Origin of the sequence: Cellulosilyticum sp. ST5, assembly GCF_046529625.1 — a bacterium.
Classification (GTDB): domain Bacteria; phylum Bacillota; class Clostridia; order Lachnospirales; family Cellulosilyticaceae; genus Cellulosilyticum; species Cellulosilyticum lentocellum.
The window spans coordinates 567,699-591,774 of sequence record NZ_CP132338.1; the positions used below are offsets into that span (position 1 = coordinate 567,699).

The window sequence follows — 24,076 nt, forward strand, 5'->3', positions numbered from 1 at the left end:
GCAATGACTTTTTTAAGAACATAAAAACGGGGTGCATATTTCCTCTTCAAAATGTGAACTTAACAATACAATGATGAAGTTTAAGGAGAATGCAAGATGTATGATGAATGGAAAAGAAGCTAAGGGGAATCTAAAAATCAATTTACTTATTAGGCACAAAGAAATTAATCCTATTCATAATACTAGTAACAATTATAGGGAACAAGATGGAGTTGGTTTACACTTTAGAAGTATTATGCTAGATTCAGCATATAACAAAAGAATTAAAAATTTTACAGTATGCATATTTGATGATTACCTTAACTGAGGTAACTCATTAGGGGCATATAGGCACCTATTAAACAAAGCTAATTTCTGTACTGTACTGGAACTAGCTTTGTTTAGCACCTATTGATATCTATAGTTGTTATAGTAATCTATATACTCATCAATCATAACAGTAAAAAGTCTCAGGTGTGATTCATCGAAAAATAATAACGTTTTTTGATGAAAAGGTTAGAAAGTTGTCAACTTAAGGACAAGGAAAGAATACTATTATAGTACAAATATATAATAAGAAAGGGGTTTTATTAATGAAAAAAGACGACTGTTATGACGATTATGCTTACGAGGGGAGAAATTGCTGTTATAAAGTAAAAGATGTTGATATTCGACTTACTAAATTAGAACAGCAACAAAAGCAATTCCAAGCTCAAGTTCAAGCCCAGTTACAAAAAATGGAACAAAAGCAAGAACAATTCCAAGCACAACTTCAAACCCAAGCTCAACTCCAAGCTCAGCTTCAAGCCCAATTACAGGCAGTTGAACAGAATCAAGCCCAACTTCAAGCCCAACTCAATGCCCAAGCACAAGTTCAAGCCCAGCTTCAAGCCCAACTTAATGCCCAAGCACAAGTTCAAGCCCAGCTTCAAGCCCAACTTAATGCCCAAGCACAAGTTCAAGCCCAGCTTCAAGCCCAACTTAATGCCCAAGCACAACTTCAAGCTCAGTTGCAAGCTCAACTTAATGCTCAAGCACAAGCACAAGTTCAGGGGCAAGCATCTTCACAAAATGATTCAGAGACAAATACTATAGACACACCTAATACTAGCACTATAGATAATAGGTTTGTAATTCGTATTAATGTTGGTGGTTCAACTTCTACTGCAGACCCTGATAATGATATAGTTCCTGTTCAAGTAGGGGTACCGGTTCAAGTATCAGATGCTAGTGGTGGAACAGGTGGTACAGCTCAACAAGGACAAGGACAAGGGCAAGGACAAGGACAAGATCAAGGTCAAAGTATACTCTAATAAAATTTGATATTCTGATAGGCAATGATATAAATATAAGAAGAGGTATACAGGAAATGAAGGATTTTCTCTTGAATTTACTCCTAGGTAAACCGTTAGATTTACCTCTTTTTAACCTGATAGCAGATGGAAAGCTGGACAATGCCCACCCTGCATTTCCACATCTCTAGAAAACTATTGTATTATTTTCCTCACACGGAATGGGAGGTTTGGTCAGTAGACTTATCAGATAATTGTAGCTGGAGTATAGAGATTGGAGAAGGCTGATGCACAGTTTTGGATAACGCACGTCGTAGAAGGTTATTCTATCAGGCGAAGTAAAAGAAAACTCGTAAGTTCTTGGTTACCAATGACTTACGAGTTTTTGATGTTTATACAGTAGGAAAATAAATTTTATGATGAAATTTGATGAATTATCTTTGGTGTAAATTAGTGACTAATATAAGCGTTACATTACTAATACATATCCGAAGATCAAGTTTATGCATAAAAAGGTAAGGTGTTTTTAAATAAAAAAAGCCCCCATATTTAGGGGCAAGCTAGAAAAGGAGTGCCTAATGTATTGTATGCATTAATATATTACATGGTTCGACTTGTAATAAAGATTGTTAAATTAAATAAGCTTATAAAAATAAAACAAGAAGTTGTATATGCCAGATTAGGTAGAGAGAAAAAACGTAGATTTGTTTGCATTATTAGACATGAATTGCTTTTAGAAATATGCAGACTTGTTTAGTGCGATTTTTATGTATTGTAGAGAATACGTAGGATAAAGTGTAAAACTCAAAAATAAGGTATTTATGCATTTCTCATTTTAGTAGATTTTGTAGAGTTTCTTATAAAGGTATTTTATTGAATCTTAAATACTTATACATAAAGACAGCTTCCTATGAAATTGTTTTATCATAGAAAGCTACCAATAAATGTAATTTACACACTTGTTATAATACTATTAACTATTAAACCCTTGACATTCCCATTGTGTTATATAACCATTAGAAAAACTTTCGCGTCCACAACTATTACACCAGTATCTTATACGTGTACCTTTAGTTTGCTCAAAATCATAACCAAATTGATAATGTGCACATTTTTTTGAAGTTCCCGTATAAGACCATTTGCTATCTACATATACGATTTCGCTCTGTTCCCTTCCGCCACATATACATGGTTGATATCTTGCGTTAGGGTTTTGTTGAGCTTTAAACTCCTCATGCTCAGCCAAGGTATATCCACAATCACAAATGATTTCCCCATTTTCAAAAGTGAAATTTGTGTCTGCACTTGATGCGAATAGAGTAGTCACTAATGATGCCACTAATAAAGTTGATAGCAAAACCTTTTTAATTATTTTCATTTTAATTTCCCCTTTTTATAGTATGTAAATTACATCCTAATTATGACATGTTTTGTTGTAAAATAAAGTATTTTATTAAAATTTTTATTTTTTATAAAATTATGTTATTTTGGTTAATATACTATTTGTAAATAAAGCTTTGGATTAGTCCTTGGTGTATCTTTTGCGACTAAAAAGTAGTTTCTATAGAGGCTATAAATTAGTATGTAGCTCATTTTTTATGTCCCAAATGCGAATTTGTTTATCAAGAGTTTAAAGTCATATAAATGTAATAGAGTCGTAATGGATATATTAGATTAATAGATATAAGATTAAGATGATAGATATTCTTGATAAAGGGGAGAAGCAAGATGCTAAAAAAGCGACGGGGAATAATACTGATTTGTCTAATAATAATGACCAATACTATACTAGGGTGCTATATATATGTAGAGCCAGAGATGCTAGTTAAACGCTCTGATATGATTGTACTTGCTCAAATAGTGGAAGAAACAGGAATGACACACAAAAGTGAAACATTTGACAGGAGAGGTACAGAATCAGGATTTACAGCAGATACCCAGTGGAAGATAAAGGTTTACGATATTTTAAAGAATAGAACGGATAGAGAGATAATAAAAGGAGAAATGACAATAGTAACACCAGGTGCTAGAGAAGCAACAACACATATAAGCACAGATTATAGACTTGGAGAAATAGGGACATATACTTTATTATTTTTGACAGAATGTATGAATGGAGATAAAGAAATATACTATATGCCAATTACACCTCAAGGAATAGTTACACTTAAAGAAGTTTATCCAAATGATATAACTAAAACATTACAAATCAACAATCTAAAAGATAAGCCCGAAAAAGATACTTATTACGTTAAGTGTTTTAAAGAAATAGAAAAATGGATTACTAGAATAGAAAATAATGATTCAGTCTATATTTTAGAGGACAGTGTAAGGGGAAAATATGATTTAGAAGGCTTGATTAGAAAAAATCATACTTATTTTAGTTTAAAGGATTTAGGAGAAGTGCTAGGAGTCAAAGTTGAATGGATAGAAAAGAAACGTTTGATAGAGATAAATGGATTAGACAAAAAAACTATTTCTCTGGTATTAGGAAGTACAACAGCAAAAATAGATGGAACAGAAGTAACCATTGAATTAGCTCCTATTTTTGAAAATGGTAAGGCCTACTTGCCTGTAAGGATACTGGTTCAGTTACTAGGAGGAGATATTAGTTATATAAAACAGAATAATGATCATATCTATAAGATTAGTTCAACAAATAAACTTGAATAAAAGAATAGTTTGTTTAAAAGGTTAGATTTTTCTAGCCTTATTTTTGTGGAAGTGAAAATTATAAAACTAATTTGACAGTTATAATTAGATAATTACAGTAATTTGTACAAATTTAAATATTTATATAAATTTACAAAAAATATTTTTTATTAAAAATTTTATATAAATATTGAAAAAAATGTAAATAAGTATTATTATTTAATTATCTTAAAAAATGGCCATTTATACTAAGATAATTAAATAAAAAGGAGTTTGCTATAATATGAAAAAATTAAAGGGGAAATCTATTTTAAAGAAAGTATCTATTTTGTTTTTAGTGGGTTCGTTATTTACAGGAAACTTGTATGCAGCTACAATACCTAGTAATAATGCTTATACTACAACTGACGATATTTGGGATTCTATTAAATGGGAAGAGGTTGGAAATAAGATAATAGTTACCCAATATGATGAAAACAATCAGTTAGTTGAAAGATGTACATATGATAAGGTCACAGAGGAAGCTACATCATATACTCCAGACAAGGGAGAATGCGAGTTAATATTGCCTGAAATAAAAGCAGAGGAAATACCTGTAGTTAATACTTTAAATTCTAAAGACACTGTAATATCCAGAGCTGCAGCAGTACCTTCAGGATATACATACATATCAACTGTAGGAGCTGAAGTTTTTGGAACAAGCAAGACCAATAATATGGATGTTTATTATAAGGTAGTTAAAAATGGACAAACAAATTACACAATTCCTAGTTATACAGGAACACTTGCTAACCTCGTAATAGCAGTTGTTGCATCACTCTACTTACCTGAGTTAGCAGCAAAAAAATTCATTAGTGAAATAATTAAAGGTGGTATCGCTGTTTATGTAAGTAGTAACATTCTTAATATTGCTTCTTCACGTACATGGTCAGCTATTGAATACGGATATAATTATTTTGCTAGAGATCAAGTGGATTCTTCAAAGTATGCATATTGGACTAACGGGGGATATAGATATGAAATAAATGATATAGCTTACTCAGGGGCTAAAACTATCTATTATGATGGGTATTCATATACAGGAAGTAAGACGGATAATACATATTGGTGCATATGCGATACTTTAGCAACAAGAGTTTATGGCGATAGCTGTAATATTACTCTATAATATTACAAAGAAGTGTGATAATATTACATATATCACACTTCTTTTAAATGGGGGGGTTCTATTGGTTATAATAGGTGTTATATGTTTTATTATACTGATTATTAATATCTATAATTTCAGCAAACTTATTATAAAAAGTTTAAAGTATGATGAGGATTTTACAGAAGATGAAGATAAAGGGAAATTTGAGTACTGCCTTTTTGGTGTTGCCATAGTTATGTTTGCACATATATATGGTGGAGATATATTCTATGCTATTTCAACATATTTTTCGCTTCTATTATTATTATGTTTTATAGTAAGTAAATATAAAAAGAATGTGAAATTTAATTCACAAAAAATACTAAAGATACTAATTCCGTTTTTTGTATTCGCATTATTAAGTTTTATATTTTTAAAATAGAGCCAGAGTAAATATGGAATATTTAAAGGGTGATAAGTTAGTCTATAGTTGTTTTAGTTACTAATACTTATTAATATAAGGATATATTATATATCCTGTAATTTTATATGATAGAAAGAATAAAGTTGATTATACTATGAATTATGTGGACATATTCCTACAAAGGAAGGGATATGGTTTTTGATGTGTAGAAATTTAAAATAATAATAAATAGATAGTTTTAGATAGGATCAGGTGCAATCTTGGTCCTGTTTTTGTATAATAGAGAAAATGAATATTTGATAGGTTGATGAATTAGAATTTGTAGTGGAGATTATTTTTATATTAATATGAAAATGGTATGGAAGCGAGAAAGTATTACACAAGCTGAAGGGAGATATTATTATGGATTTTTTTGAGGTAGTACATAAAAGAAGAACAATTAGGGATTTTGAAAACAAACAGATAAAAGATGAAGATATTAAGAAAATCATAGAGGCTGGATTTTGTGCTCCAACAAATGATCATATGAGAGATTGGAATTTTATTGTAATAAAAGATAAGAAAACTGTTATAACATTACTTGATATTGTTCCTAAAGGTATTTCAGAAGAGGACATGAGTAATCTTATACGTGATTGGAACCTTAATGACAATGAACAACAAGCATGCTATAGAGATGCAGTTCCGAAACAATACAGAATGCTTGCTGATGCATCAGTAATAATTATTCCGTTGTTTAAGCAAAAAACGAAGATATTATCGGCAGATAATTTATCTCAATTAAATGGATTTGCCTCTATTTGGTGTTGTATAGAAAACATTTTTTTGGCGGCTACAGCAATGAATTATGGATGCAATCTAAGAATTCCGTTAGGCAATGAAGACGAGTGGTCAAAAAAAATTCTTGGATATCCGGATGAATATATGATGCCTTGCTTTATTGGAATAGGACAAGCTCAAAAAGATGCTGTTACGGTAAGGCAGAAGACTATTGATATCGATGAGAGAATTCACTGGAATAGTTGGATATAGCTCAAATTCATATAATACATTGAGCATAACACGAAGTTAACAATATCCAGGTTTTAGAGAGGACAATAACATATTTAAATTCCAGTTTATGAAGGTAACCCAATCAGAATATTCTACTAAGCAAATAGTTATTTAGATTAGTAATTAAAAAGATAGTTTCTGTAGGACCAGGTGAAAACTTGGTTCTATTTTTTATTGATTATATAGACGAAAATTGCCTGATAAGCCTTTACAAGTGTTTGTAGAAATCGCCTGAAAGTATCTTAAATCATGGATTTTTCGCATATTTCTGCTTATTGCTTTATATCTTCGTATAAGTTGGTTTTGTAAAGTTGGGCACCATTTTAGCACCACAAATAAGATGATGCACATAAGCACAGGGCAGTGTTATCATGCCAAAGGCAGTTTAGGACAACCTTGTTTTGCCATTATGTTACGCATTAGAGGGGCAATAGGCCTCGCAAATAAAGACTTTGCAAGAACCAAAACCGATGGTACAGAACATTTATACCTTTTCCCTCAAAAACGCCATTTAACTGCGTAACATTTCAAAGAGAAATGCTATCCGTTTAGATTATTCATTCCGTTCCTTTGTGAAAAGTTCCGTAGCGTAGCAAGCATAGGAAAGGGGTACCCTTTCTGTAAAAATGCCCTGTATATTTGTTTGTTGGGGATGCCCCAAACCCTTACAAATTATGTATTTACAATACTTCTTCTTTCCACTTTTTTAGGTTTTTCAAACGATTGGGGTTATGCCCGGTTTCAATATAATGCGTTAACTCTCCACAGGGTAATTTATCACACATACCGCAATGCTCAAAGCCTTTATTTTTGGCACATTTATAAATATCACATTCACCCCAAAAAAGGTTTCCATCCATTTCAATACAACCTTTGCAGTTTGTTTTTTCCTTGAAACTGCAAGTGGTGCAATCTGTTCCGCATTTTCCTTTAATAATATCAGCCATATCTTGATAACTCCTTTTTAATAAATTATTATTTGCTGATTTCTATGACATATACATTTTACCATATAAGTTGTGATTTTTTCTATCTTTTTTACCTTATGAAAGGTAGCAGAGCCTTTCACACTCGTCAACGGTCAAGATAAACGGGCTTCACCCGCCGTTGACAAGTGTATCTGCCCCTGCATATCTGGCAGACAAGAGGACGAAAGCAACGAGTGCTTTCGCCCTCGAAGATTATGATATTTCTTTACATCTGCTTATAGCATTTTATATCGTCATAGGAAATCAGGGCACCATTTGGGTACCAAAACATTAAAATTCGTTGTGGTTTCAAGTGCCTTGATAGGCGGAAAAGTCAGTATTTTCAATAGTTTTTAGGACTTAATGTTTTTTAGTGACTCAAAAACTAATACTATTTTTTATGTCTAAATTTCTACTAAGATGTCAATGCTCTAAAAAATAAGAAAGGAGCAATAAGTATGAAATACATTATCTTATTACATGTTGGAGATGTGGTAAAACCTATAGAAGAAGCTACTCCAGAAGAACGTAAAGCACTAGAAGAAAAGGTAAAAAAAGCTTTTGAGAAGTATATGGGTATTAAATACATAGGAGATGAAGTTAAAAATTAACCTACTGGGTGTGAAAATAGCAAATAGCATTAGTATATATTTTGTAGAGAGGTTATTATATATGACTAAAAGCTAAATTATAGGGCTACACTCTAAAATAAAAAGGAGTGTGGTCTTTTTTATCTATTTATTAATATGCAAATAGTCTCTCTTAATTGAGGGGCTTATTTTTATCATCTAAAATGCAGGCTTGTTTCGACAAAAAATGAGAATTAATTGTGATATTATTTATACAAAAAAGGGGAAATAACGGAATGGTACAACTCGTATTTGATTTTATATTAAGGTTTTCAGAAGAATTAATTGATGAAGGACCTAAATCACTAGTCATGGTATTGGTGGTATTAGGAGTATTATACTTAGTCGTAAAAGCAGTAGTGACTAGTGATACTATACGGAATAGAATATTCATGACTGATATTCAAGAAAATAAAGATATTAAAGCAAAGGATGCTGAGAAATACATTAAACGGTATTTGGGGATGATGATAGTTTTTTACCTCATTACTTGGATATTAAGTTTGGCATTTATAGTTGTAGCAATTATAGTGATGGCTATTACTAACACACCAGATTTGATTTATTTTATTAATCTAGAAGTTATTCTAGTTATTTGTATAATTATCTATTCAATAATAAATGGGCTATACATAAAAAGAATAAAAAAGAAAATGAATGGCTACTCCGATCAAAGTAAAATAATTAATTGTTTAGAATTAGTGTTTTTAGCTATGGTAGTATCATTCTTAAATTTCATATACACAAACTCATTATGGATACTAATACTATATATACTGCTTGTAATACCAACAACTCTATATATGGTATGGGTTACATCATATACCACAAACGCTCCTAGAAGTGTAGAATTTACTATATATGAAGGTCAACAAAATGCCTCCAATAATACATGTAATTGTAAAATTAATGATGTTAGAATTACTGATACAAACGTATTTATTAGAATTAGAGATAACGATAATAGAATAATAAAGATAGAAAAATTCAAACTAGATGATGTTTCCGAATGGAAGTACATATATTAGTTAGTGTTTAGAGTATAAGGGAAAAGGCCATACTTCTAATAAAAAGGAGCGTGGTCTTTTTATGTACAAGGGTGTTAAAAACCTCAAGCAATGGCAGATAGATATTCTTGTTAAGTTGTAGTTGCTAAAGAAAAGATTGAATTAACTGGAAAAATAATATGGAATATCTTGATGTTAGTTTAGGTTGCAGATAATGTAAGCTTTTATTGTTAATAAGTTTAGAATAGTGTAAAATTAATTTCAGATTTAGCAAATTAAAAAGTAGGGGAGATATTTCTATGGGACTATTTTCAAAAAAGGAAGTCTGCTGTATATGTGGAATTAATAGTGGAACTCATAAAATACTAGATGGAGTTGTTTGTAAAGAGTGTTTCAGATCATGTGGGGGTTTTTATCCAGTAACAAAACCTTTAAAAACAGCAACAAAGCAAAATATACAAGATGCTATAGATGAGAACAAAAGGAATAAAGAATTATTGAATTGTTTTAAGTGTACCAAAAAGATAAGTACATATTTAGAAATTGATGAAGAAAAAGAATTATTTTTAATTCCGGACGGTTTTACTGGCAAAAAGATAAATCCTAAAATATATTCTTATAAAGATGTCATTGAATTTGAACTTCTGGAAGATGGTGAGAGCATAACAAAAGGTGGACTTGGTAGAGCTGTAGCTGGTGGGCTTCTTCTTGGAGGAGTGGGTGCTATAGTAGGAGGAGTTACTGGAAAAAGGAAAACAAAAACTATGATTAATAGTTTAAAAGTAAAAATTACGATAAATAATATAAATAATCCAGTTGTATACATAAACCTTATCTTAGCAGCTACTAAGTCTAGTTCAATAATATACAAAGCTGCATATAATTCAGCACAAGAAATATTGTCACTCTTATCAGTAATGAATAACAATAATACAAATGAAGCTGTTACTATGTCCACATCAAATAATAGCTCATTTATAGCTGATGAATTATTAAAATTAAAGCAGTTAGTTGATTCAGGAGTATTAACACAAGAAGAATTTGAAGTACAAAAAGCAAAAATGTTAAACAGTTAATAATCAGGAACTGTTAGTGTAGGGCTATTCAATGTATGTTTAACCCAAGCATATTTATAGCGTGAAACCTTTGATACAGTGAGGTTACACGCTATTTTTATACTCTATATAATGTATATTTATCTATTTTTCTTATAAACTACTATAGAAAATAAAATATATATAATAAAGATGGGAAAACGGGGTTAAATATACATAAGGTACATGGATAATAGTTTAAGTTTAGACTTAAATAAATACTATTAGTATTAGATTAAAACTAACATATTCCTAACAAAATAGCACTTGAAGCCTTGAAAATAGGTCATTCCTGTTTATAAAATATGAACGGAACGAGAGAGGAAGCCAATCCCCAATGGCTTCCTCTCTTTACTTTTTATTGATAGTCAAAGGGGTGAATAAAATAGGAATTATCGAGAGAATTAATAAATTAGAAGTAAATATCAATTTAACCATTTATGCAATAAAAAAATAGTTTTAGATAGGATCGGGTGAAATCTTGGTCCTATTTTTATTTCATAGAATGACAAAATATAACATAACTAAAGTGATATACTATATAAACAGTTTAGACAATAAGAATAGATATTTTGTAGAATGATAAATTTGAATTTGACAAGGGGTGAAACAGAATGAGTAAATACAATTCTTTATGGGAATATGTTCAGAAAAATGGAAATGAATCATTCAAATTAACTTTTGATGAAATTAAGGGTATTGCTGGAATACCAATAGACCATTCCTTTTTGAATTATAAGAAAGAATTAACGGAATACGGTTATCAAGTAGGAAAAATATCTATGAAAGAGCAGACAGTCATTTTTAATAAAATTGACTAATAAATTTAAACTTACTATAATAAATAGTTATTCAAAGGAGAGCAGAAAGCAAGATTTACAAGATGATGGAGATTTGAAGATGAATTAGATGAAATAAGTGGTCAAGTTATGTAGGGGATTGAATAATCCCCTGAAAAAGACTAGCGAAATTTTTCTATTAGCAAGATAAGCCAAGCGAACATAATTATCACCACCTTTGGTGTTAGTATGTGCTTTGATTAAAAATTAAGCCAAAAAAGAAATGTAAATTAAAGGTATTTAGATGATTGATAAAATATGGATTGTAAAAGTACTAGAGTTTATTGCATAGGGAGAGCTATGTTATAGGGGTTTTATAGACAGAGCGTGAAAGAAATAGGATACAATATAGTAATGAAGCTTTCATATATAAAATAAAAAAATAGATTTAGATAGGAATACGTGGTAATGTCTAGCCTTATTTTATATAATGAGAAAATAGATGTTTTATTGATTGAAAAACTCAAATTTATGGAGGGATTATGAGAATAGGGGAAGTTGGATTATTAACAAATGATGTTGTAAGATTAGCGAATTTTTATAAATTATTGCTTGGAATAGATAATGGAAGTGATGATGATGTGCATCAAACAATTTTAGCAGAAGAAACTATGTTGACAGTGTATAATGACGGTTCTGTAAAAAACAATGCAAATCAGAATATATGTATTGCATTTACTGTAAAGGATATTGATGTAGAATATGAAAGAATTGTAAATATGGGAATTGAAATTATTGAAAAACCCACCATTCGTCCATGGGGAGCAAAAAATATGAGTTTTTATGATCCAGATAGAAATGTAGTCTATTTGAGAAGTTTTCAGGGAGAACAAATAGTTACTATAGATAGCTAATTTATATTGTTTAGTCTCTATAATTTAAAAGAATAGTTTTAGATAAGACCAAATATAATTTTGGTCTTATTTTTGTATCATAAGTGAAATGGATATTAGGGTTAGTTAGTGTATCAAACTGTTGGAGAGAAAAGAGTAAGGTGAATATATGCACTGATGATATATTAATAGAATCACTAAAAACAAGAGAGTATCTCAAATAAAGAAAATGGAGATTTATAGAGATATATATACTACTTCATCAGCCCTAAATGCAAGTGAATTAGGCTTTTTTGGTCGTTGGCCATTTGAAATACATTGAAATAAAAGAGAAGTAGTTTTTTGTGGGGTAGTATATATGATATTAGCTAGCTAATAAATAAGTTACTAGATAAGTTGTGAACAATATAAGAATTATAAAGATGAAGTACATAAATAAGAACTCGTGTTTTCTCCAAAAATACATAACATACTTCCTTTCTAATTTATTTGATAATTAATATTATATAACAAAAACTATTAAATTCAATATTAAAAATTATCAAATAAAATATAAAAAATAAGAAATTTTTGTCAGATTTATAAAGGGTTTTAATATGAAAGAGATACTTATATAAAATAATAGATTTAAATTACTATAAAAAAAAAGCACTAGTTAAGGAACTAGTGCCTACATCAGAGATTTGATGAAAAAAACATGTATGTTCTGTGATGTAATAAATATAACATAAAGGAAAATGAAAATCAATATCAAAAACTAATTTTATTAAAATATTTTTTAATAAAATACGATTTGAAAAGTATTTATCCTAAGCCATATAATAAAAATGAGGTGGATCCCTATACTAAAACACGTATTATCTGAATGAATGGTACAGAATATGAAGCAGTATGGTTTTCGCATCAATTTTCACGTCATTGTCCAGATAATGATTTACGTAGAGCAGTAGCTATTACCAGAAGAATCGAACAACAACAACAAAAGGTTATCTCAGTTTTAAAACCAGTAGATGAAACAATACTTGAAATGACTATTAGTTATGAACAATTAGCAGTAGACTTAACCTCTGAACTAGCTAAAAGAGAGCCAAATAAAGAAGTAAAGATGGCACTTGACTTTGCATTATTAGAGGATTTTGACCATTTATATAGATATTCTGATTTACTTGAAATGGAACAGGGTATACATGCAGAGCGTTTAGTTGGACATTATACAGAGATTATGCCAGGAAGGCCAACTATTTCTGAACACCGTTTTCCAGCTGATAATATAAAGAAGTATGTAGATTTTACAACTGCAGACCCTATTACTAAGCTTAATGTTGCCATTATTACTGCTGCAGAGCAACAAACAATGAATTATTATATGAATATAGCAGGTTTTTATCAATCTGATTTAGGAAGAAGTTTATACCAAGAGATTGGGCTTATTGAGGAACAGCATGTTACTCAATATGGTAGCTTATTAGACACACGGTTAACATGGCTTGAGAATTTATTGCTTCATGAATATACAGAGTGCTATTTATACTACTCTTGCTATGAAGATGAAACAGATGCTCATATTAAACAAATTTGGGAACAACATTTCCACGAAGAAATTGCACATCTTCATCAGGCAACAGATCTTTTAAAACAATATGAAAAGAAAGAATGGCAACAAGTTATTTCGAACGGATGCTTCCCAAGATTATTAACATTAGGGCCAAATAAGGAATATGTAAGAGATATTATCAAAGCAACTGTTCAATTAACTTCGATAAAGGAAGATTATGTAGATATTGGAAAAGTGCCTCAAGGTGCAGATTTCTTTCAATTTCAAGAAAGTCTTAATCATGATGTCCATGCAGTACCAAGCCATAAGGTTATTGTAGAAAAGATTAATAAAGATGCACAAGATTATAGATATGAAATAGATGAACATCCTATTAGTTCATTAAGAGATAAAACTAGTGACAATACATGGATAGGAAGAGAACCTGTTGAGTAAGTAGAGGAATAATGTTATAAAAAGCATAGATTTTTGTTTTTAAGCAATTACCTATGTCTTCTACTCCTTGCTTTTATAAGTTTTTATATAATAGTCATAAAATAATATAAAAAATATTATTTATAAATAAAATATATTGATAATATGCTCTCATTATAATATAATAAGCTAATATATTAAACGAAGGCGTTTAAACAAAGTAAAATTGTTTAAACGCCTATTTTTATTGGGGTGATTTGAAAATGAATAGTAAAATGAGCAGTATAACATCTGTTTTAATGATTATCGTGATAGGGGTAGGAAGTAGCTTTTTTCCTATTCAGAAAAATATAATCGTTTGGCTGATAGGGATGGTTTCAGTAATAGGACTGGAAATGTACAGAGGGCATAAAATAGTCAAAGAAAAAGCAAGATTAGTAAATGAGCTAATGGAAAAGCAAAAAGACTACAAAAAACTCGGTTATGAAATGAGCGTAGCTTCTAGTCAAGTAGCAGCTGTATCAGAAGATCTATATGTTACATTAGAAGAAAATACAGTTTTTACCGAACAACTTTATGCAGAAGCACAAGAAATGGCAGTATTAAATAGTCAAGTAAATGCAACTCTAGAGGATACAGTAGAAGCTGTTAACGAAGTACACGAAGTACAAGAGCATGTAGGTACAACAACGAGTAGGCTAACAGAAATTAGCCAACATTCTAAAAAAACGATTAATAAGAGCTTAGCAGAGGTAATGGATATTTTAAATAATATTAAGGAAATAGAAATGACTTCACAAACAACAATAGCGTATATGTCAGAGCTGAATGGAACTTCTAATCAAATTGTAGATATTTTAAATACCGTACGGGATATTTCATCTCAGACGCACTTGCTTGCGCTTAATGCATCTATTGAGTCAGCTAGGGCGGGTGAAGCTGGTAGAGGTTTTGCAGTTGTAGCTGATGAAATTAGAAAACTTGCGACTAATACAGCTGATGCTGTAACAGAAGTAAATACTCTTATTGATAATATTCAAGGGGCTTTAAAGAATGTGAATACTCATTTAGAGTCTAGTAATAAGCAAATAGAAGAAGGGGTTAAGAAGTCTATGCGAGTAGAAAAAGGCTTAGAAAAAATCCAAACTTCTTTTGAAGAGGTTACTGACTTGGTAGGAGATATGTCTCAGCTTTCAGATAAAGAAGTCACACTAGCCAGTAGTGTACAACTTTGTATGGGAACTATGGAAAATAACGCACTTCAAACAGCAGATAGCGTACAAAGCGTGTATAGCTCTATTGAAAAACAGAAAGATAGTTTAGGCAATTTAGTACGTATGGGTGAATTACTTAATAATTCTTCAAAGGACTTAACAGAGCTTATAGAAGAATATAAGCTTGATGATTTATCAGAATTTAATACAGATACTTTAGTGGTATATATGAGTCACTTTGAAGAAATGGTTAAAAATTTCACTAAGGATAAAACTTTTATTGAGTTAGACCAAGGGACTCATCGTCTGGCATTAGAAAAAATGCTTAAAGAAAATGATTTTATAGAAGCAGCGTGGACTAATGGACATAAAGGTCGTTTTGTAGTATCTATTCCACCAGCAGGTATTGCTAATGGTAATGTAAGAGAGTGGTTTAAAGAAGCTATAGCTGGGCATGTATATAGTTCTAAGCCTTATATATCTTCTATCACGAAGACACCTTGTGTGACCTTTTCAGCACCTATCAAACAGAAGGATGGTACTATTAGAGGGGTTATAGGAGTAGATATTAAATTGAAAGCTGCAACAGTGCAATAATCGTTAATGGAGATTTCTATAAATAGCATTACAAATAGGCGTAAGCTTACTAGCTTACGCCTATTTGTATAAGGCTTGTGATTAAGAATCTCCTTTCTATCTAACTACGATGTCCATGGCATCGTCCTACAGAATACTTTAAGGCATAACAGCAGGGTATAAAAGGCTAATTCAGTTAACCACTTGCCAAAGTAGGACTCATAAAAGTAATCTATATAAATAATGTTAATTAAAGCATATTACGGATTAAATCTTCTAAAGTGTCACGTTTTCTAATTTGTCTTACTTTCCCGTCTAATCCTATTAAAACCTCAGCTGGTCTAAAGCGTTGATTATAGCAAGAAGCCATGCTATAGCCATAAGCACCAGCATCCATCAGAGCAATTAAGTCACCTCTAACAGTAGTGAGTGGAAGCATACGATCTTTAGCTAAAATATCACCACTTTCACAAATGTTACCTACAACAGTAAGAGGACCAAGTGGTGCTTCTTTTAGTTCTCTTGAATAAATTTCAATATCATGGTGAGAATCATACATAATAGGTCGTTGAAGAACATTAAAGCCGATGTCACAACCAACATAGTCATGGTCCGCATTCGTTTTAGTGGCAGTTACCGTTCCTACTAAAGCACAGCTTTCACAAGGAATATAACGGCCTGGTTCAATCTGAAACTGTACATTTTTGCCATATTCTTTAGCAAAAGATGAAAGTACAGGATCTAGGGCCTCACCTAAAGCTTTAATATTAAGTCTAGCTTCACCATCTTGTTTATGATAAGGGATACCAAAGCCACCACCAAGGTCGATGAATTCTAAGTCATCAAATTGCTTAGCGATGCTTAAGATAGAACCTAAGCTTTCGATATAAGGAGTGCCATCCATGAATAAAGAACCAATGTGTTGGTTAATACCTACTAAAGTCAAATTATAGGTTTCTAAAAGGCGTTTTACTTCAGGAATATATTCAGGGTTAACACCGAATTTTGTTTTCTTACCACCAGTAACAACCTTTTCATGGTGACCAGCACCTACACCAGGATTGAAACGGATGGCAACTTTGCCACCTGGATTAAGCTGTCCATAAAGCTCTAATTGATCAAGAGAGTCAACACTTGTCATGATATTACGGTCAATAGCATATTGCATATCTTCAGCCACTACATTATTAGGAATGAAGAAAAGCTCTTCAGGAGAGAAACCACTTTCAAGGGCTAAATAAATCTCTCCAGGGCTCATAACATCAGCATGTAAGCCTTCTTCATGAACGATTTTTAAAAGATGAATATTGGTATTGGCTTTAATAGAATAATGTGGCACAAAGTTTTCGTAACTTACTAAATGCTTCATTTCTCTGCAACGTGTTCTTAAAATATTTTCATTGTAAATATAAAGGGGACTACCATATTGCTCAATTAAATCAAAAACGTCGTTTCCCCCATAAAAGTTTGTTTCTGTGGTATAACTACCATGCAAGCTGTGCATAATATCCTCCTTAAATAAATAAATTTAGCGTTTATTAAGCTGAATCATATCTAATTCTGTTATAAAAGATTCTCTCATAAGTCTCACTAAAGAAAGGTCTTTAGAAAAAAGGCACTGAGGTGAACTAGCATTTAAATCTCCTGTTAGAACAGCTTCAGTATCGATGATCATATGAAAACCTTCTGGACTTTTTAATCGGTGATAAAGTGTAATCGAGCTAGGCAATTTAATAGCTTTATCACAGAGAATCGTGACCTTCTTTTCTGTGCTTATAGTTTTAAGCTCATCTTGTAAAAGTGCCACTACATCAGAAGCACATAAAAGGTAAAGATGAGAATGACAAAGTAAAATAGCATTTTTGAGTTTAGTAAGCACATTGTCATAGCCTTTAATGGTGATGTAAGGCTCGTTAGCTTCTAGTGGAACCGGATAATATTCTTTGATTTCTTCTAAGGTTGTATGAAACTCTCTTTCGGTAGAGAGTAATAGTTCCTCTTTAGAAATAGCCACATATTTAGTTGTCTCACCCTCAGAAGCATAACATTTTCCTTTATCTTGTAAACTATAAAGTGCAGCATAAACGTTGGAACGAGAAATGCCAGTAAGTTTTGCTACTTCATAACCAGTTAATGAGCCATGCTTGCAGAGCACAATAAAAACGTTAGCTTCAATAGGTGAAAAGCCTAATTTGTGTAAGGTATTATTAAAAAGCATTGTATCATCCTTTATAGTGGTTTTATTTAGTACTACTATAAATGGTAACCAAAGAAAAGTCAATCTATTCTAATGAATTAAATTAAAATGTGTATAAAGCAACATTTTCTACCATTATATGCGTTCTTTTTTAAAGAAGGGATAAAAGTCTCTTGGCACCTATCAATTGTACAAACTAAAAATATACCCTATAATAAAGTAAAGGATACAAATCAGCTACATATATTTATTTTATAATGCTGGGATGGAGAGGAGTTACAATGGACTTATTTGAATATATTAATGAAAAAAAAGGCAATGAAGATTCACCTTTAGCATCTCGTATGAGACCTACTAAGCTAAGTGAAATTGTAGGGCAGCATCATTTATTAGAAGAGGACAAACTCCTTTATCGTGCCATTAAAGCTGATAAATTGCAATCACTTATTTTTTATGGCCCACCTGGAACAGGTAAAACAACCATTGCTAAAGTTATTGCCAATACGACTAAGGCACATTTTATTGTGCTTAATGCGACGACAAGTGGAAAAGCAGAGATTATAAAAGCAGTGGAAGATGCCAAGTTACAACGTTCCATGACAGGTAAGAAAACGATTATTTTTATCGATGAGATCCATCGTTTTAATAAGGCACAACAAGATGCGCTTTTACCTTACACAGAAGACGGTACTTTAGTATTAATTGGTGCTACTACAGAAAATCCTTATTTCGAGGTGAATAGGGCACTCATTTCTCGCTCTTTAGTTTTTGAACTTAAACCCTTAGAAACAGACGATGTAAAAAAGATTATTAAAGAAGCTGTTTATAATAAAGAAAGAGGTTTAGGTGCTTATAAAGCTGATGTGACAGAAGATGCGTTAGATTATTTAGCAATGCGCACGGCAGGAGATGCGAGGAATGCTTTAAATGCTATTGAGCTAGCAGTTATGACTACTTCAAGAAGTGAAGATGGGATAATCCATATTACTACATCAGTGCTGGAAGAATGTGTACAGAAAAAAGCCCTTCATTATGATAAAAAAGGGGATAATCATTATGATGTGATTTCAGCTTTCATCAAAAGCATGAGAGGGAGTGACCCTCAGGCTACAGCTCACTATTTAGCAAGAATGATTGCAGCAGGTGAGGATCCTAAGTTTATAGCAAGACGCATTGTGATTTGTGCCAGTGAAGATGTAGGCAATGCTGATCCACAGGCTCTTACCGTGGCTACACAGGCTATGTTAGCTATAGAAAGAATTGGTATGCCAGAAGGAAGAATTATTTTAAGTCAAGCAGCTTTATATGTAGCTGCAGCCCCAAAAAGTAATGCAAGCTATATGGCTATCAATGCTGCTTTAAGTGATGTCGAACATAGAGAAATTGGCAACGTACCTAGCCATTTAAGAGATAGTCATTACAGTGGTGCTAAAGAACTTAATCATGGTCAGGGTTATTTATATGCTCATGATTATCCACATCACTATGTAGAGCAGCAGTATTTACCCGATGCCCTTTTAGGAACCTCTTATTATCATCCAACCCAAGAAGGTTATGAAAAGGAGATAAAGAAGCAAATGGCAGAAAGAAAGGGCTCTATCTAGAGCCCAAGAAGCTTTTTACATCTTTAATGGATAAACAACCTATAAAAAAGAGAAGAAGTGTATAAGAACCACCTAATATGAGCACTGCTAAAATGGTACTAACAGATGAAGAAAAAAGTTTAATAAGATAGAGCTTGTTAATAGTAAGGGTAATAAGGCTACAAAGAATACCTGCTAAGCTAGGACGAATAATCCAGTTTCGTATATCTACAGGTAAATCAATGTTTTTTAAAACATAAGATAAAAGCATGGAGCAAACAAAACCAGATTGAATAAGCATAGCAATGACAAAACCAATAATGCCGCGTCTGGGTACCATTAGTAAAATAAGCGCAATACAAATGAGAGAGCCCATCACGTTGGTTTTAAAGGTTTGTTTCTGCATGCCTAAACCGTTCATAGCGCCTGTCAGGATATTTTGAAGATAAAGGAAAGGACAAATAATAGCTAGCCACTTTAAGAGCTGACCTACTTCTTTCATACCATAGCAGGTGATAGCAATTTCATAGGGCAAGGTTAAAAACAAAGCAGTAGCACCAATGCCAATTAAAGCAGAAAACTGAATGGCCTTAGACATAGTTCGCTGAAGTAATGCTTTATTTTTCATGGCAACTGCTTCTGAGATAGCAGGTACCAAAGCTGTGGCCAGTGAGGAAGTGACCATAGAAGGAAAGAAAAGTAGAGGCAAGGCCATGCCACTAAATTGACCATATAAGCCTAAGGCAGCACTTGAACTTAAGCCATATTGTCCTAGTGTAATAGGAATTAATATATTCTCAAAGGATTGAAGCCCTGAAGTTAAAAAGCGATTAGCAGTAACAGGAATTGAAAGTGCCATAAGCTTATTAAAGGCTTCTTTTTTAGGTAAAGTAGCAGGTGTAAGTGTGAGATGACGTTTTTTTATACGAAAAGCAATATAAGACATGATAAATGAGAAAACTTCGCCTGTACACATACCAATAACGCCTAAAGCACATATGTAGGTAATACCCATAGGCACCATAAGCCCAGCTAGGAGATAAATAATGAGCATACGTCCTACTTGTTCTACAATTTGGGCAAGAGCTGTAATGGACATTTCTTGATGTCCTTGAAAATAACCGCGAAGACAACAAGCTGTGGACATAAAGGGCACACAAGCAGCTAATATACGAAGAGAAAGCTCTGTAACTGGCTCTTGAATATAATAGCGTGCGATAAAAGGTGCAAAGCAAAAGAGTAAGGTAGATAAAACGAAGCTTAGAGGTAATGAAATAACCAGTGAGATCTTTAAAACGCGAATAGCATTACCTTCAGCGCCTTTAGAAACTTCGGCAGCTACCATTTTGGCAATAGCCATGGCAATACCAGCAGAAGAAGCTGCCCATAAAAGCATGTAAATAGGAAATAAAAGTTGATAAAGCCCCATCCCTTCGGATCCCATAACTTGAGATTGATAAATACGAAAGCCGAAGCCAAGTAAACGGGTGATTAAACTAGCTAGGGTTAAAATTAAAGTACCAGTAACTAAAGATTTTTTACTCATAAGCTCTCCTTTCTAAGTTCTCCCTCAGTGTGTGTACTTAAGGAGAGTGGCAGTAAAATGATAACTAGTACAATTTATGAGACAAGACCCTAAAATATGTAGAGAATCTGAAAAAACAGGCGAACAATTTAAGTTGAGGAAGTAGGCAGAATTAGATATAATAAGATGATTAGGGGACTTAACGTGGAGGTGAGTGATTACTTATGGAAATGCAGAATTGGAAGCGCGTCCTACTACCTTACAATCAAGCTGTAGATGAATTAAAAGTAAAATTTAAAAGTATTCGTAAAGAGTTTATAGCACTAGATGAATACTCTCCTATAGAGTTTGTAACAGGCCGTGTTAAAAAGATTTCAAGTATATTAGAGAAGGCACAAAAGAAAAATATTCCTCTCGAGGAAATAGAAGAAAAGATAGAAGATATTGCGGGCATTCGTATTATGTGTCAGTTTGTAGAGGATATTTATAAGGTTATTGATATCATCAAAGCAAGAGATCGTAAGGATTTAGTGGTAGTAGAAGAAAGAGATTATATTACCAATACTAAATCCAGTGGGTATAGAAGTTATCATATGATTATTAAATACCCTGTCCAAACGGGGCATGGAGAAAAATGGATTTTTGCAGAAATCCAAATTCGTACTTTAGCTATGAATTTCTGGGCAACTATTGAACATTCCTTACGTTATAAATATAAACAAAATATGCCAAAGAATATTCAAGAAAGACTTAATAAAGCAGCAGAAGCCGCTTTTTTACTAGATCAAGAAATGGCAGAGATACGTGAAGAAGTACTTAAATGTCAAGAATCCTTCCAAGAAGAATCTAACTTGATTGGAGATATTTTTAGTACCATTCAGGCAATGGGTGCCAAGAAAAATAAAAAAGATATGAATGAAATTTATGAGATATTTTGGACCTTATGGGAAGAGGGAGATATGTGTAAACTCAAGGAGTTTAATGAAAGTCTAGCTCATACTAACTAAAAGGCCAAATGGGGAGGAGTAGTTAAATTGCCAATTAAGGTACCGAACACATTACCTGCAATAGAAATACTACAAAAAGAAGACATATTTGTGATGGATGAAACAAGAGCAATCTCTCAAGATATTAGGGAGCTTAAAATTGCTATCTTAAATCTTATGCCCACTAAGCAAGAGACAGAGGTACAGCTTTTAAGATTACTAAGTAATTCACCCTTACAAATAGATATTACTTTGGTAAGGCCAATTTCTCACGAAAGTAAGAATACACCTAGTGAGTATTTAGAGACCTTTTATAAAACCTTTGATGAAATTAAAAACTCTAATTATGATGGTATGATTATAACAGGTGCACCAGTAGAACAGATGGATTTTGAAGAAGTCAATTATTGGAGCGAACTTTCAGAGATGATGGAATGGAGTAAAAAGCATGTCACCTCTACTTTCCATATTTGTTGGGGGGCTCAAGCAGGCCTGTATTATCATTATGGCATTCCTAAATATGCCCTAGATGAAAAGCTATTTGGTATATTTGAACATACTCAAGTAGAGGATGAAAAATTGCTCCAGGGCCTAGACGATTACGTGTATATTCCCCATTCAAGACATAGTGAGGTAAAGCTAGAGGACATCACTAAATGTGAAGAACTTAAGTTATTACTTTATTCCGAAGAAGCAGGGGTGGGAGTTGTTACTTCTAAAGATGGTAAACATATTTTCATTACTGGTCATGCAGAGTATGACCCACTTACTTTAGAACAGGAATATAAGAGAGATTTAAGTAAAAATCTCCCTATTGAAATGCCAAAACATTATTATAAGGAAGATCAAATGGAAAAAGGTGTAGTGGTGCGTTGGCGCTCACATGCTTATACCTTATTCTCTAATTGGCTAAATTACTATGTATATCAAGTAACACCATTTAATTTGGATGAAATGTAATTGAATGGTTGATGGTGAAGGGATTTAGCCAATTGAGCGGTTAGAATAAAATTTTTAATAAAGGACTAAAATAGCTAGTTTACGCCAGAAAAAAATAGAAAATGGCGTATAAATGGCGTAAGAACAGAAAGGAATGGCGTAAAATAATACCCAAATATCTATATATAAATTAATGACTTAGGATTTAATTCCTGAGTCTATTTTTTTTACCATTTTTCTTCCTTAACACTCTATTAATCAATTAGTCATAAAGGCCTCATAAAAGCCTCAAAATTGCCTCATAAAGGCCTCATAAAAGCCTTAAAAAGGCCTCATTCCTATTTAATATTTCATATTTATCATATCACTTGTAGCGAAAGCACAACAAACAAAATAAAAGGAGATGTGAAAAATGTTATGGAATTTAAAAGCCGAAATGGCAAGACGTTCAGTAAAGTGCATTGACCTAGCTAATCTGTTAGGAGTGAGACCTGCAACTATATCTTTAAAGATAGGATGTAAAAGTCAGTTTACCTTTGATGAAGCTCAGAGAATCCAACAAAGTTATTTTCCTGATTTAGAACTTCAATATTTATTTAAAGAGGGGAGATAAGAAAATGGAGAGTAAACAAGCATTAATAGATGAAAGAACAATTCAACTAAAAGTTGAGATGGACCAATTAGTAGAAAATATAAAAGAACTTGATATAGCAATTGCAGAGCTAAACGAATTATTTAAGGAGAGAGCAGAGCTTCTAAAGGAACAATTTGAAGAAAAGAAGATGGGTCTTGAACAGAAAAAAGAGAAGCATGAGCAATATTTAAGAGAACTATTTGAACAAGTACCACAAAGTGAAACCAAAACTCAGCGTAAAGTGAAGTTGTTATGTGGTGATGTAGTAGTGAAGAAAGCTAAACTAGACTTTGAAAAAAATAATGACAAGTTATTAGAGTGGGCTAAGGCCAATCAAAGAGATGATTTAATTAGCCGGAAAGAGGCTTTAAGTTTCAAATGGGTGGACTTTAAGAAAGACTTATTAACCACACCAAATGGGATTGTGGAGGTCGCAACAGGGGAGCTGTTGGATATTCCAGGCCTTGAGGTGATTCAGACAGAAGAGAAACTAGAAATCAAGTATTAGAGGAGGCGAGCCACATGGCAAAGGCAATTTGTATTATTGGAGAATC

At 32.3% G+C, this 24,076-nt stretch carries 24 protein-coding genes; 19 read left to right on the forward strand and 5 right to left on the reverse strand.

Annotated features, from left to right (window positions below; genetic code table 11):
• The first annotated feature begins 70 nt into the window (after positions 1-70).
• Positions 71-307 carry a hypothetical protein gene (locus tag QTL86_RS02760; protein ID WP_410496407.1) on the forward strand — a complete coding sequence of 79 codons (237 nt, stop codon included), beginning with the start codon at positions 71-73 and terminating at the stop codon, positions 305-307.
• Positions 308-572: 265 nt separating this feature from the next.
• Positions 573-1,292 (forward strand): hypothetical protein, encoded by a 720-nt coding sequence (locus QTL86_RS02765; protein ID WP_410496408.1) that lies wholly within the window; start codon positions 573-575, stop codon positions 1,290-1,292.
• Positions 1,293-2,244: 952 nt separating this feature from the next.
• Here the strand turns inward: QTL86_RS02765 and QTL86_RS02770 are convergent.
• The gene (locus QTL86_RS02770) at positions 2,245-2,649 is read right to left on the reverse strand and encodes a hypothetical protein (protein ID WP_127066180.1); all 405 of its coding nucleotides are present in this window, start codon (positions 2,647-2,649) and stop codon (positions 2,245-2,247) included.
• A gap of 395 nt (positions 2,650-3,044) precedes the next feature.
• Between QTL86_RS02770 and QTL86_RS02775 the strand changes: the two genes are divergently transcribed.
• The 5 genes from QTL86_RS02775 to QTL86_RS02795 all read left to right on the forward strand — a co-directional run bounded on the left by QTL86_RS02775 (position 3,045) and on the right by QTL86_RS02795 (position 7,052).
• Positions 3,045-3,944, forward strand: a complete 900-nt coding sequence (locus tag QTL86_RS02775; RefSeq protein ID WP_410496409.1) for a copper amine oxidase N-terminal domain-containing protein — start codon at positions 3,045-3,047, stop codon at positions 3,942-3,944.
• A 262-nt stretch (positions 3,945-4,206) separates the two neighbouring features.
• Positions 4,207-5,091 (forward strand): hypothetical protein, encoded by an 885-nt coding sequence (locus QTL86_RS02780; RefSeq protein WP_013656900.1) that lies wholly within the window; start codon positions 4,207-4,209, stop codon positions 5,089-5,091.
• Entirely contained in the window at positions 5,063-5,494 is a 432-nt protein-coding gene (locus QTL86_RS02785) for a hypothetical protein (protein WP_410496410.1), read from the forward strand. The genes QTL86_RS02780 and QTL86_RS02785 overlap by 29 nt, the downstream gene beginning before the upstream one ends.
• A gap of 384 nt (positions 5,495-5,878) precedes the next feature.
• Positions 5,879-6,508: a nitroreductase family protein gene (locus QTL86_RS02790; protein WP_410496411.1), complete on the forward strand. Its 630-nt coding sequence runs from the start codon at positions 5,879-5,881 to the stop codon at positions 6,506-6,508.
• A gap of 361 nt (positions 6,509-6,869) precedes the next feature.
• Entirely contained in the window at positions 6,870-7,052 is a 183-nt protein-coding gene (locus tag QTL86_RS02795) for a hypothetical protein (RefSeq protein ID WP_410496412.1), read from the forward strand.
• Between the two features lie 157 nt (positions 7,053-7,209).
• On the opposite strand, the gene QTL86_RS02800 is transcribed toward QTL86_RS02795, so the two are convergent.
• On the reverse strand, positions 7,210-7,476 hold the full coding sequence (locus QTL86_RS02800) for a DUF3795 domain-containing protein (RefSeq protein ID WP_410496413.1): 267 nt from the start codon (positions 7,474-7,476) through the stop codon (positions 7,210-7,212).
• 479 nt (positions 7,477-7,955) lie between these two features.
• Here QTL86_RS02800 and QTL86_RS02805 point away from each other — a divergent pair, with 479 nt between their 5' ends.
• From QTL86_RS02805 to QTL86_RS02835, 7 genes are all read left to right on the forward strand, one after another.
• Positions 7,956-8,108: a hypothetical protein gene (locus QTL86_RS02805; protein WP_410496414.1), complete on the forward strand. Its 153-nt coding sequence runs from the start codon at positions 7,956-7,958 to the stop codon at positions 8,106-8,108.
• 254 nt (positions 8,109-8,362) lie between these two features.
• Complete coding sequence (locus tag QTL86_RS02810) at positions 8,363-9,154, forward strand: hypothetical protein (RefSeq protein ID WP_410496415.1); 792 nt, start codon at positions 8,363-8,365, stop codon at positions 9,152-9,154.
• A gap of 278 nt (positions 9,155-9,432) precedes the next feature.
• Entirely contained in the window at positions 9,433-10,209 is a 777-nt protein-coding gene (locus QTL86_RS02815) for an SHOCT domain-containing protein (protein ID WP_410496416.1), read from the forward strand.
• Positions 10,210-10,841: 632 nt separating this feature from the next.
• Entirely contained in the window at positions 10,842-11,048 is a 207-nt protein-coding gene (locus QTL86_RS02820; RefSeq protein WP_127067279.1) for a hypothetical protein, read from the forward strand.
• Positions 11,049-11,548: 500 nt separating this feature from the next.
• Positions 11,549-11,920 carry a VOC family protein gene (locus QTL86_RS02825; protein ID WP_127067278.1) on the forward strand — a complete coding sequence of 124 codons (372 nt, stop codon included), beginning with the start codon at positions 11,549-11,551 and terminating at the stop codon, positions 11,918-11,920.
• A gap of 844 nt (positions 11,921-12,764) precedes the next feature.
• Positions 12,765-13,889, forward strand: coding sequence for a hypothetical protein (locus QTL86_RS02830; RefSeq protein ID WP_410496417.1), 1,125 nt, complete (start codon positions 12,765-12,767; stop codon positions 13,887-13,889).
• 242 nt (positions 13,890-14,131) lie between these two features.
• Positions 14,132-15,679 carry a methyl-accepting chemotaxis protein gene (locus QTL86_RS02835; RefSeq protein ID WP_127067276.1) on the forward strand — a complete coding sequence of 516 codons (1,548 nt, stop codon included), beginning with the start codon at positions 14,132-14,134 and terminating at the stop codon, positions 15,677-15,679.
• Between the two features lie 229 nt (positions 15,680-15,908).
• Here the strand turns inward: QTL86_RS02835 and lysA are convergent, their stop codons facing one another.
• The gene (lysA, locus tag QTL86_RS02840) at positions 15,909-17,162 is read right to left on the reverse strand and encodes a diaminopimelate decarboxylase (RefSeq protein WP_127067275.1); all 1,254 of its coding nucleotides are present in this window, start codon (positions 17,160-17,162) and stop codon (positions 15,909-15,911) included.
• A gap of 24 nt (positions 17,163-17,186) precedes the next feature.
• Positions 17,187-17,876: a TrmB family transcriptional regulator gene (locus tag QTL86_RS02845; protein WP_013657863.1), complete on the reverse strand. Its 690-nt coding sequence runs from the start codon at positions 17,874-17,876 to the stop codon at positions 17,187-17,189.
• A 260-nt stretch (positions 17,877-18,136) separates the two neighbouring features.
• Between QTL86_RS02845 and QTL86_RS02850 the strand changes: the two genes are divergently transcribed.
• Complete coding sequence (locus QTL86_RS02850) at positions 18,137-19,459, forward strand: replication-associated recombination protein A (protein ID WP_127067274.1); 1,323 nt, start codon at positions 18,137-18,139, stop codon at positions 19,457-19,459.
• Here the strand turns inward: QTL86_RS02850 and QTL86_RS02855 are convergent.
• Positions 19,452-20,984, reverse strand: coding sequence for an oligosaccharide flippase family protein (locus tag QTL86_RS02855; protein ID WP_410496419.1), 1,533 nt, complete (start codon positions 20,982-20,984; stop codon positions 19,452-19,454). The two genes, QTL86_RS02850 and QTL86_RS02855, sit on opposite strands and share 8 nt — an antisense overlap.
• A 203-nt stretch (positions 20,985-21,187) precedes the next feature.
• On the opposite strand from QTL86_RS02855, the gene QTL86_RS02860 reads away from it, so the two are divergent.
• The 4 genes from QTL86_RS02860 (at position 21,188) to QTL86_RS02875 (ending at position 24,030) form a co-directional block, all read left to right on the forward strand.
• The gene (locus QTL86_RS02860; RefSeq protein ID WP_013657860.1) at positions 21,188-21,970 is read left to right on the forward strand and encodes a GTP pyrophosphokinase family protein; all 783 of its coding nucleotides are present in this window, start codon (positions 21,188-21,190) and stop codon (positions 21,968-21,970) included.
• 27 nt (positions 21,971-21,997) lie between these two features.
• Complete coding sequence (gene metA / locus QTL86_RS02865; RefSeq protein WP_013657859.1) at positions 21,998-22,909, forward strand: homoserine O-succinyltransferase; 912 nt, start codon at positions 21,998-22,000, stop codon at positions 22,907-22,909.
• A gap of 391 nt (positions 22,910-23,300) precedes the next feature.
• Entirely contained in the window at positions 23,301-23,501 is a 201-nt protein-coding gene (locus tag QTL86_RS02870) for an XRE family transcriptional regulator (RefSeq protein ID WP_127067272.1), read from the forward strand.
• A 4-nt stretch (positions 23,502-23,505) separates the two neighbouring features.
• A complete protein-coding gene (locus tag QTL86_RS02875; protein ID WP_410496420.1) occupies positions 23,506-24,030 on the forward strand; it encodes a host-nuclease inhibitor Gam family protein in 525 nt (174 codons plus the stop codon).
• Positions 24,031-24,076 lie beyond the last annotated feature (46 nt).

Excerpts from the sequence above, each read along its gene's own strand:
- QTL86_RS02775 (WP_410496409.1), top strand. The coding sequence starts at position 3,045 with ATGACCAATACTATACTAGGGTGCTATATATATGTAGAGCCAGAGATG.
- QTL86_RS02855 (WP_410496419.1), bottom strand. The coding sequence starts at position 20,984 with ATGAGTAAAAAATCTTTAGTTACTGGTACTTTAATTTTAACCCTAGCT.
- QTL86_RS02790 (WP_410496411.1), top strand. The coding sequence starts at position 5,879 with ATGGATTTTTTTGAGGTAGTACATAAAAGAAGAACAATTAGGGATTTT.
- QTL86_RS02815 (WP_410496416.1), top strand. The coding sequence starts at position 9,433 with ATGGGACTATTTTCAAAAAAGGAAGTCTGCTGTATATGTGGAATTAAT.
- QTL86_RS02785 (WP_410496410.1), top strand. The coding sequence starts at position 5,063 with ATGGCGATAGCTGTAATATTACTCTATAATATTACAAAGAAGTGTGAT.
- QTL86_RS02850 (WP_127067274.1), top strand. The coding sequence starts at position 18,137 with ATGGACTTATTTGAATATATTAATGAAAAAAAAGGCAATGAAGATTCA.
- QTL86_RS02875 (WP_410496420.1), top strand. The coding sequence starts at position 23,506 with ATGGAGAGTAAACAAGCATTAATAGATGAAAGAACAATTCAACTAAAA.
- QTL86_RS02795 (WP_410496412.1), top strand. The coding sequence starts at position 6,870 with ATGATGCACATAAGCACAGGGCAGTGTTATCATGCCAAAGGCAGTTTA.
- lysA (WP_127067275.1), bottom strand. The coding sequence starts at position 17,162 with ATGCACAGCTTGCATGGTAGTTATACCACAGAAACAAACTTTTATGGG.
- QTL86_RS02835 (WP_127067276.1), top strand. The coding sequence starts at position 14,132 with ATGAATAGTAAAATGAGCAGTATAACATCTGTTTTAATGATTATCGTG.
- QTL86_RS02810 (WP_410496415.1), top strand. The coding sequence starts at position 8,363 with ATGGTACAACTCGTATTTGATTTTATATTAAGGTTTTCAGAAGAATTA.
- QTL86_RS02765 (WP_410496408.1), top strand. The coding sequence starts at position 573 with ATGAAAAAAGACGACTGTTATGACGATTATGCTTACGAGGGGAGAAAT.
- QTL86_RS02780 (WP_013656900.1), top strand. The coding sequence starts at position 4,207 with ATGAAAAAATTAAAGGGGAAATCTATTTTAAAGAAAGTATCTATTTTG.
- QTL86_RS02770 (WP_127066180.1), bottom strand. The coding sequence starts at position 2,649 with ATGAAAATAATTAAAAAGGTTTTGCTATCAACTTTATTAGTGGCATCA.
- QTL86_RS02760 (WP_410496407.1), top strand. The coding sequence starts at position 71 with ATGATGAAGTTTAAGGAGAATGCAAGATGTATGATGAATGGAAAAGAA.
- QTL86_RS02805 (WP_410496414.1), top strand. The coding sequence starts at position 7,956 with ATGAAATACATTATCTTATTACATGTTGGAGATGTGGTAAAACCTATA.
- QTL86_RS02825 (WP_127067278.1), top strand. The coding sequence starts at position 11,549 with ATGAGAATAGGGGAAGTTGGATTATTAACAAATGATGTTGTAAGATTA.
- QTL86_RS02860 (WP_013657860.1), top strand. The coding sequence starts at position 21,188 with ATGGAAATGCAGAATTGGAAGCGCGTCCTACTACCTTACAATCAAGCT.
- QTL86_RS02830 (WP_410496417.1), top strand. The coding sequence starts at position 12,765 with ATGAATGGTACAGAATATGAAGCAGTATGGTTTTCGCATCAATTTTCA.
- QTL86_RS02800 (WP_410496413.1), bottom strand. The coding sequence starts at position 7,476 with ATGGCTGATATTATTAAAGGAAAATGCGGAACAGATTGCACCACTTGC.
- QTL86_RS02870 (WP_127067272.1), top strand. The coding sequence starts at position 23,301 with ATGTTATGGAATTTAAAAGCCGAAATGGCAAGACGTTCAGTAAAGTGC.
- QTL86_RS02820 (WP_127067279.1), top strand. The coding sequence starts at position 10,842 with ATGAGTAAATACAATTCTTTATGGGAATATGTTCAGAAAAATGGAAAT.
- QTL86_RS02845 (WP_013657863.1), bottom strand. The coding sequence starts at position 17,876 with ATGCTTTTTAATAATACCTTACACAAATTAGGCTTTTCACCTATTGAA.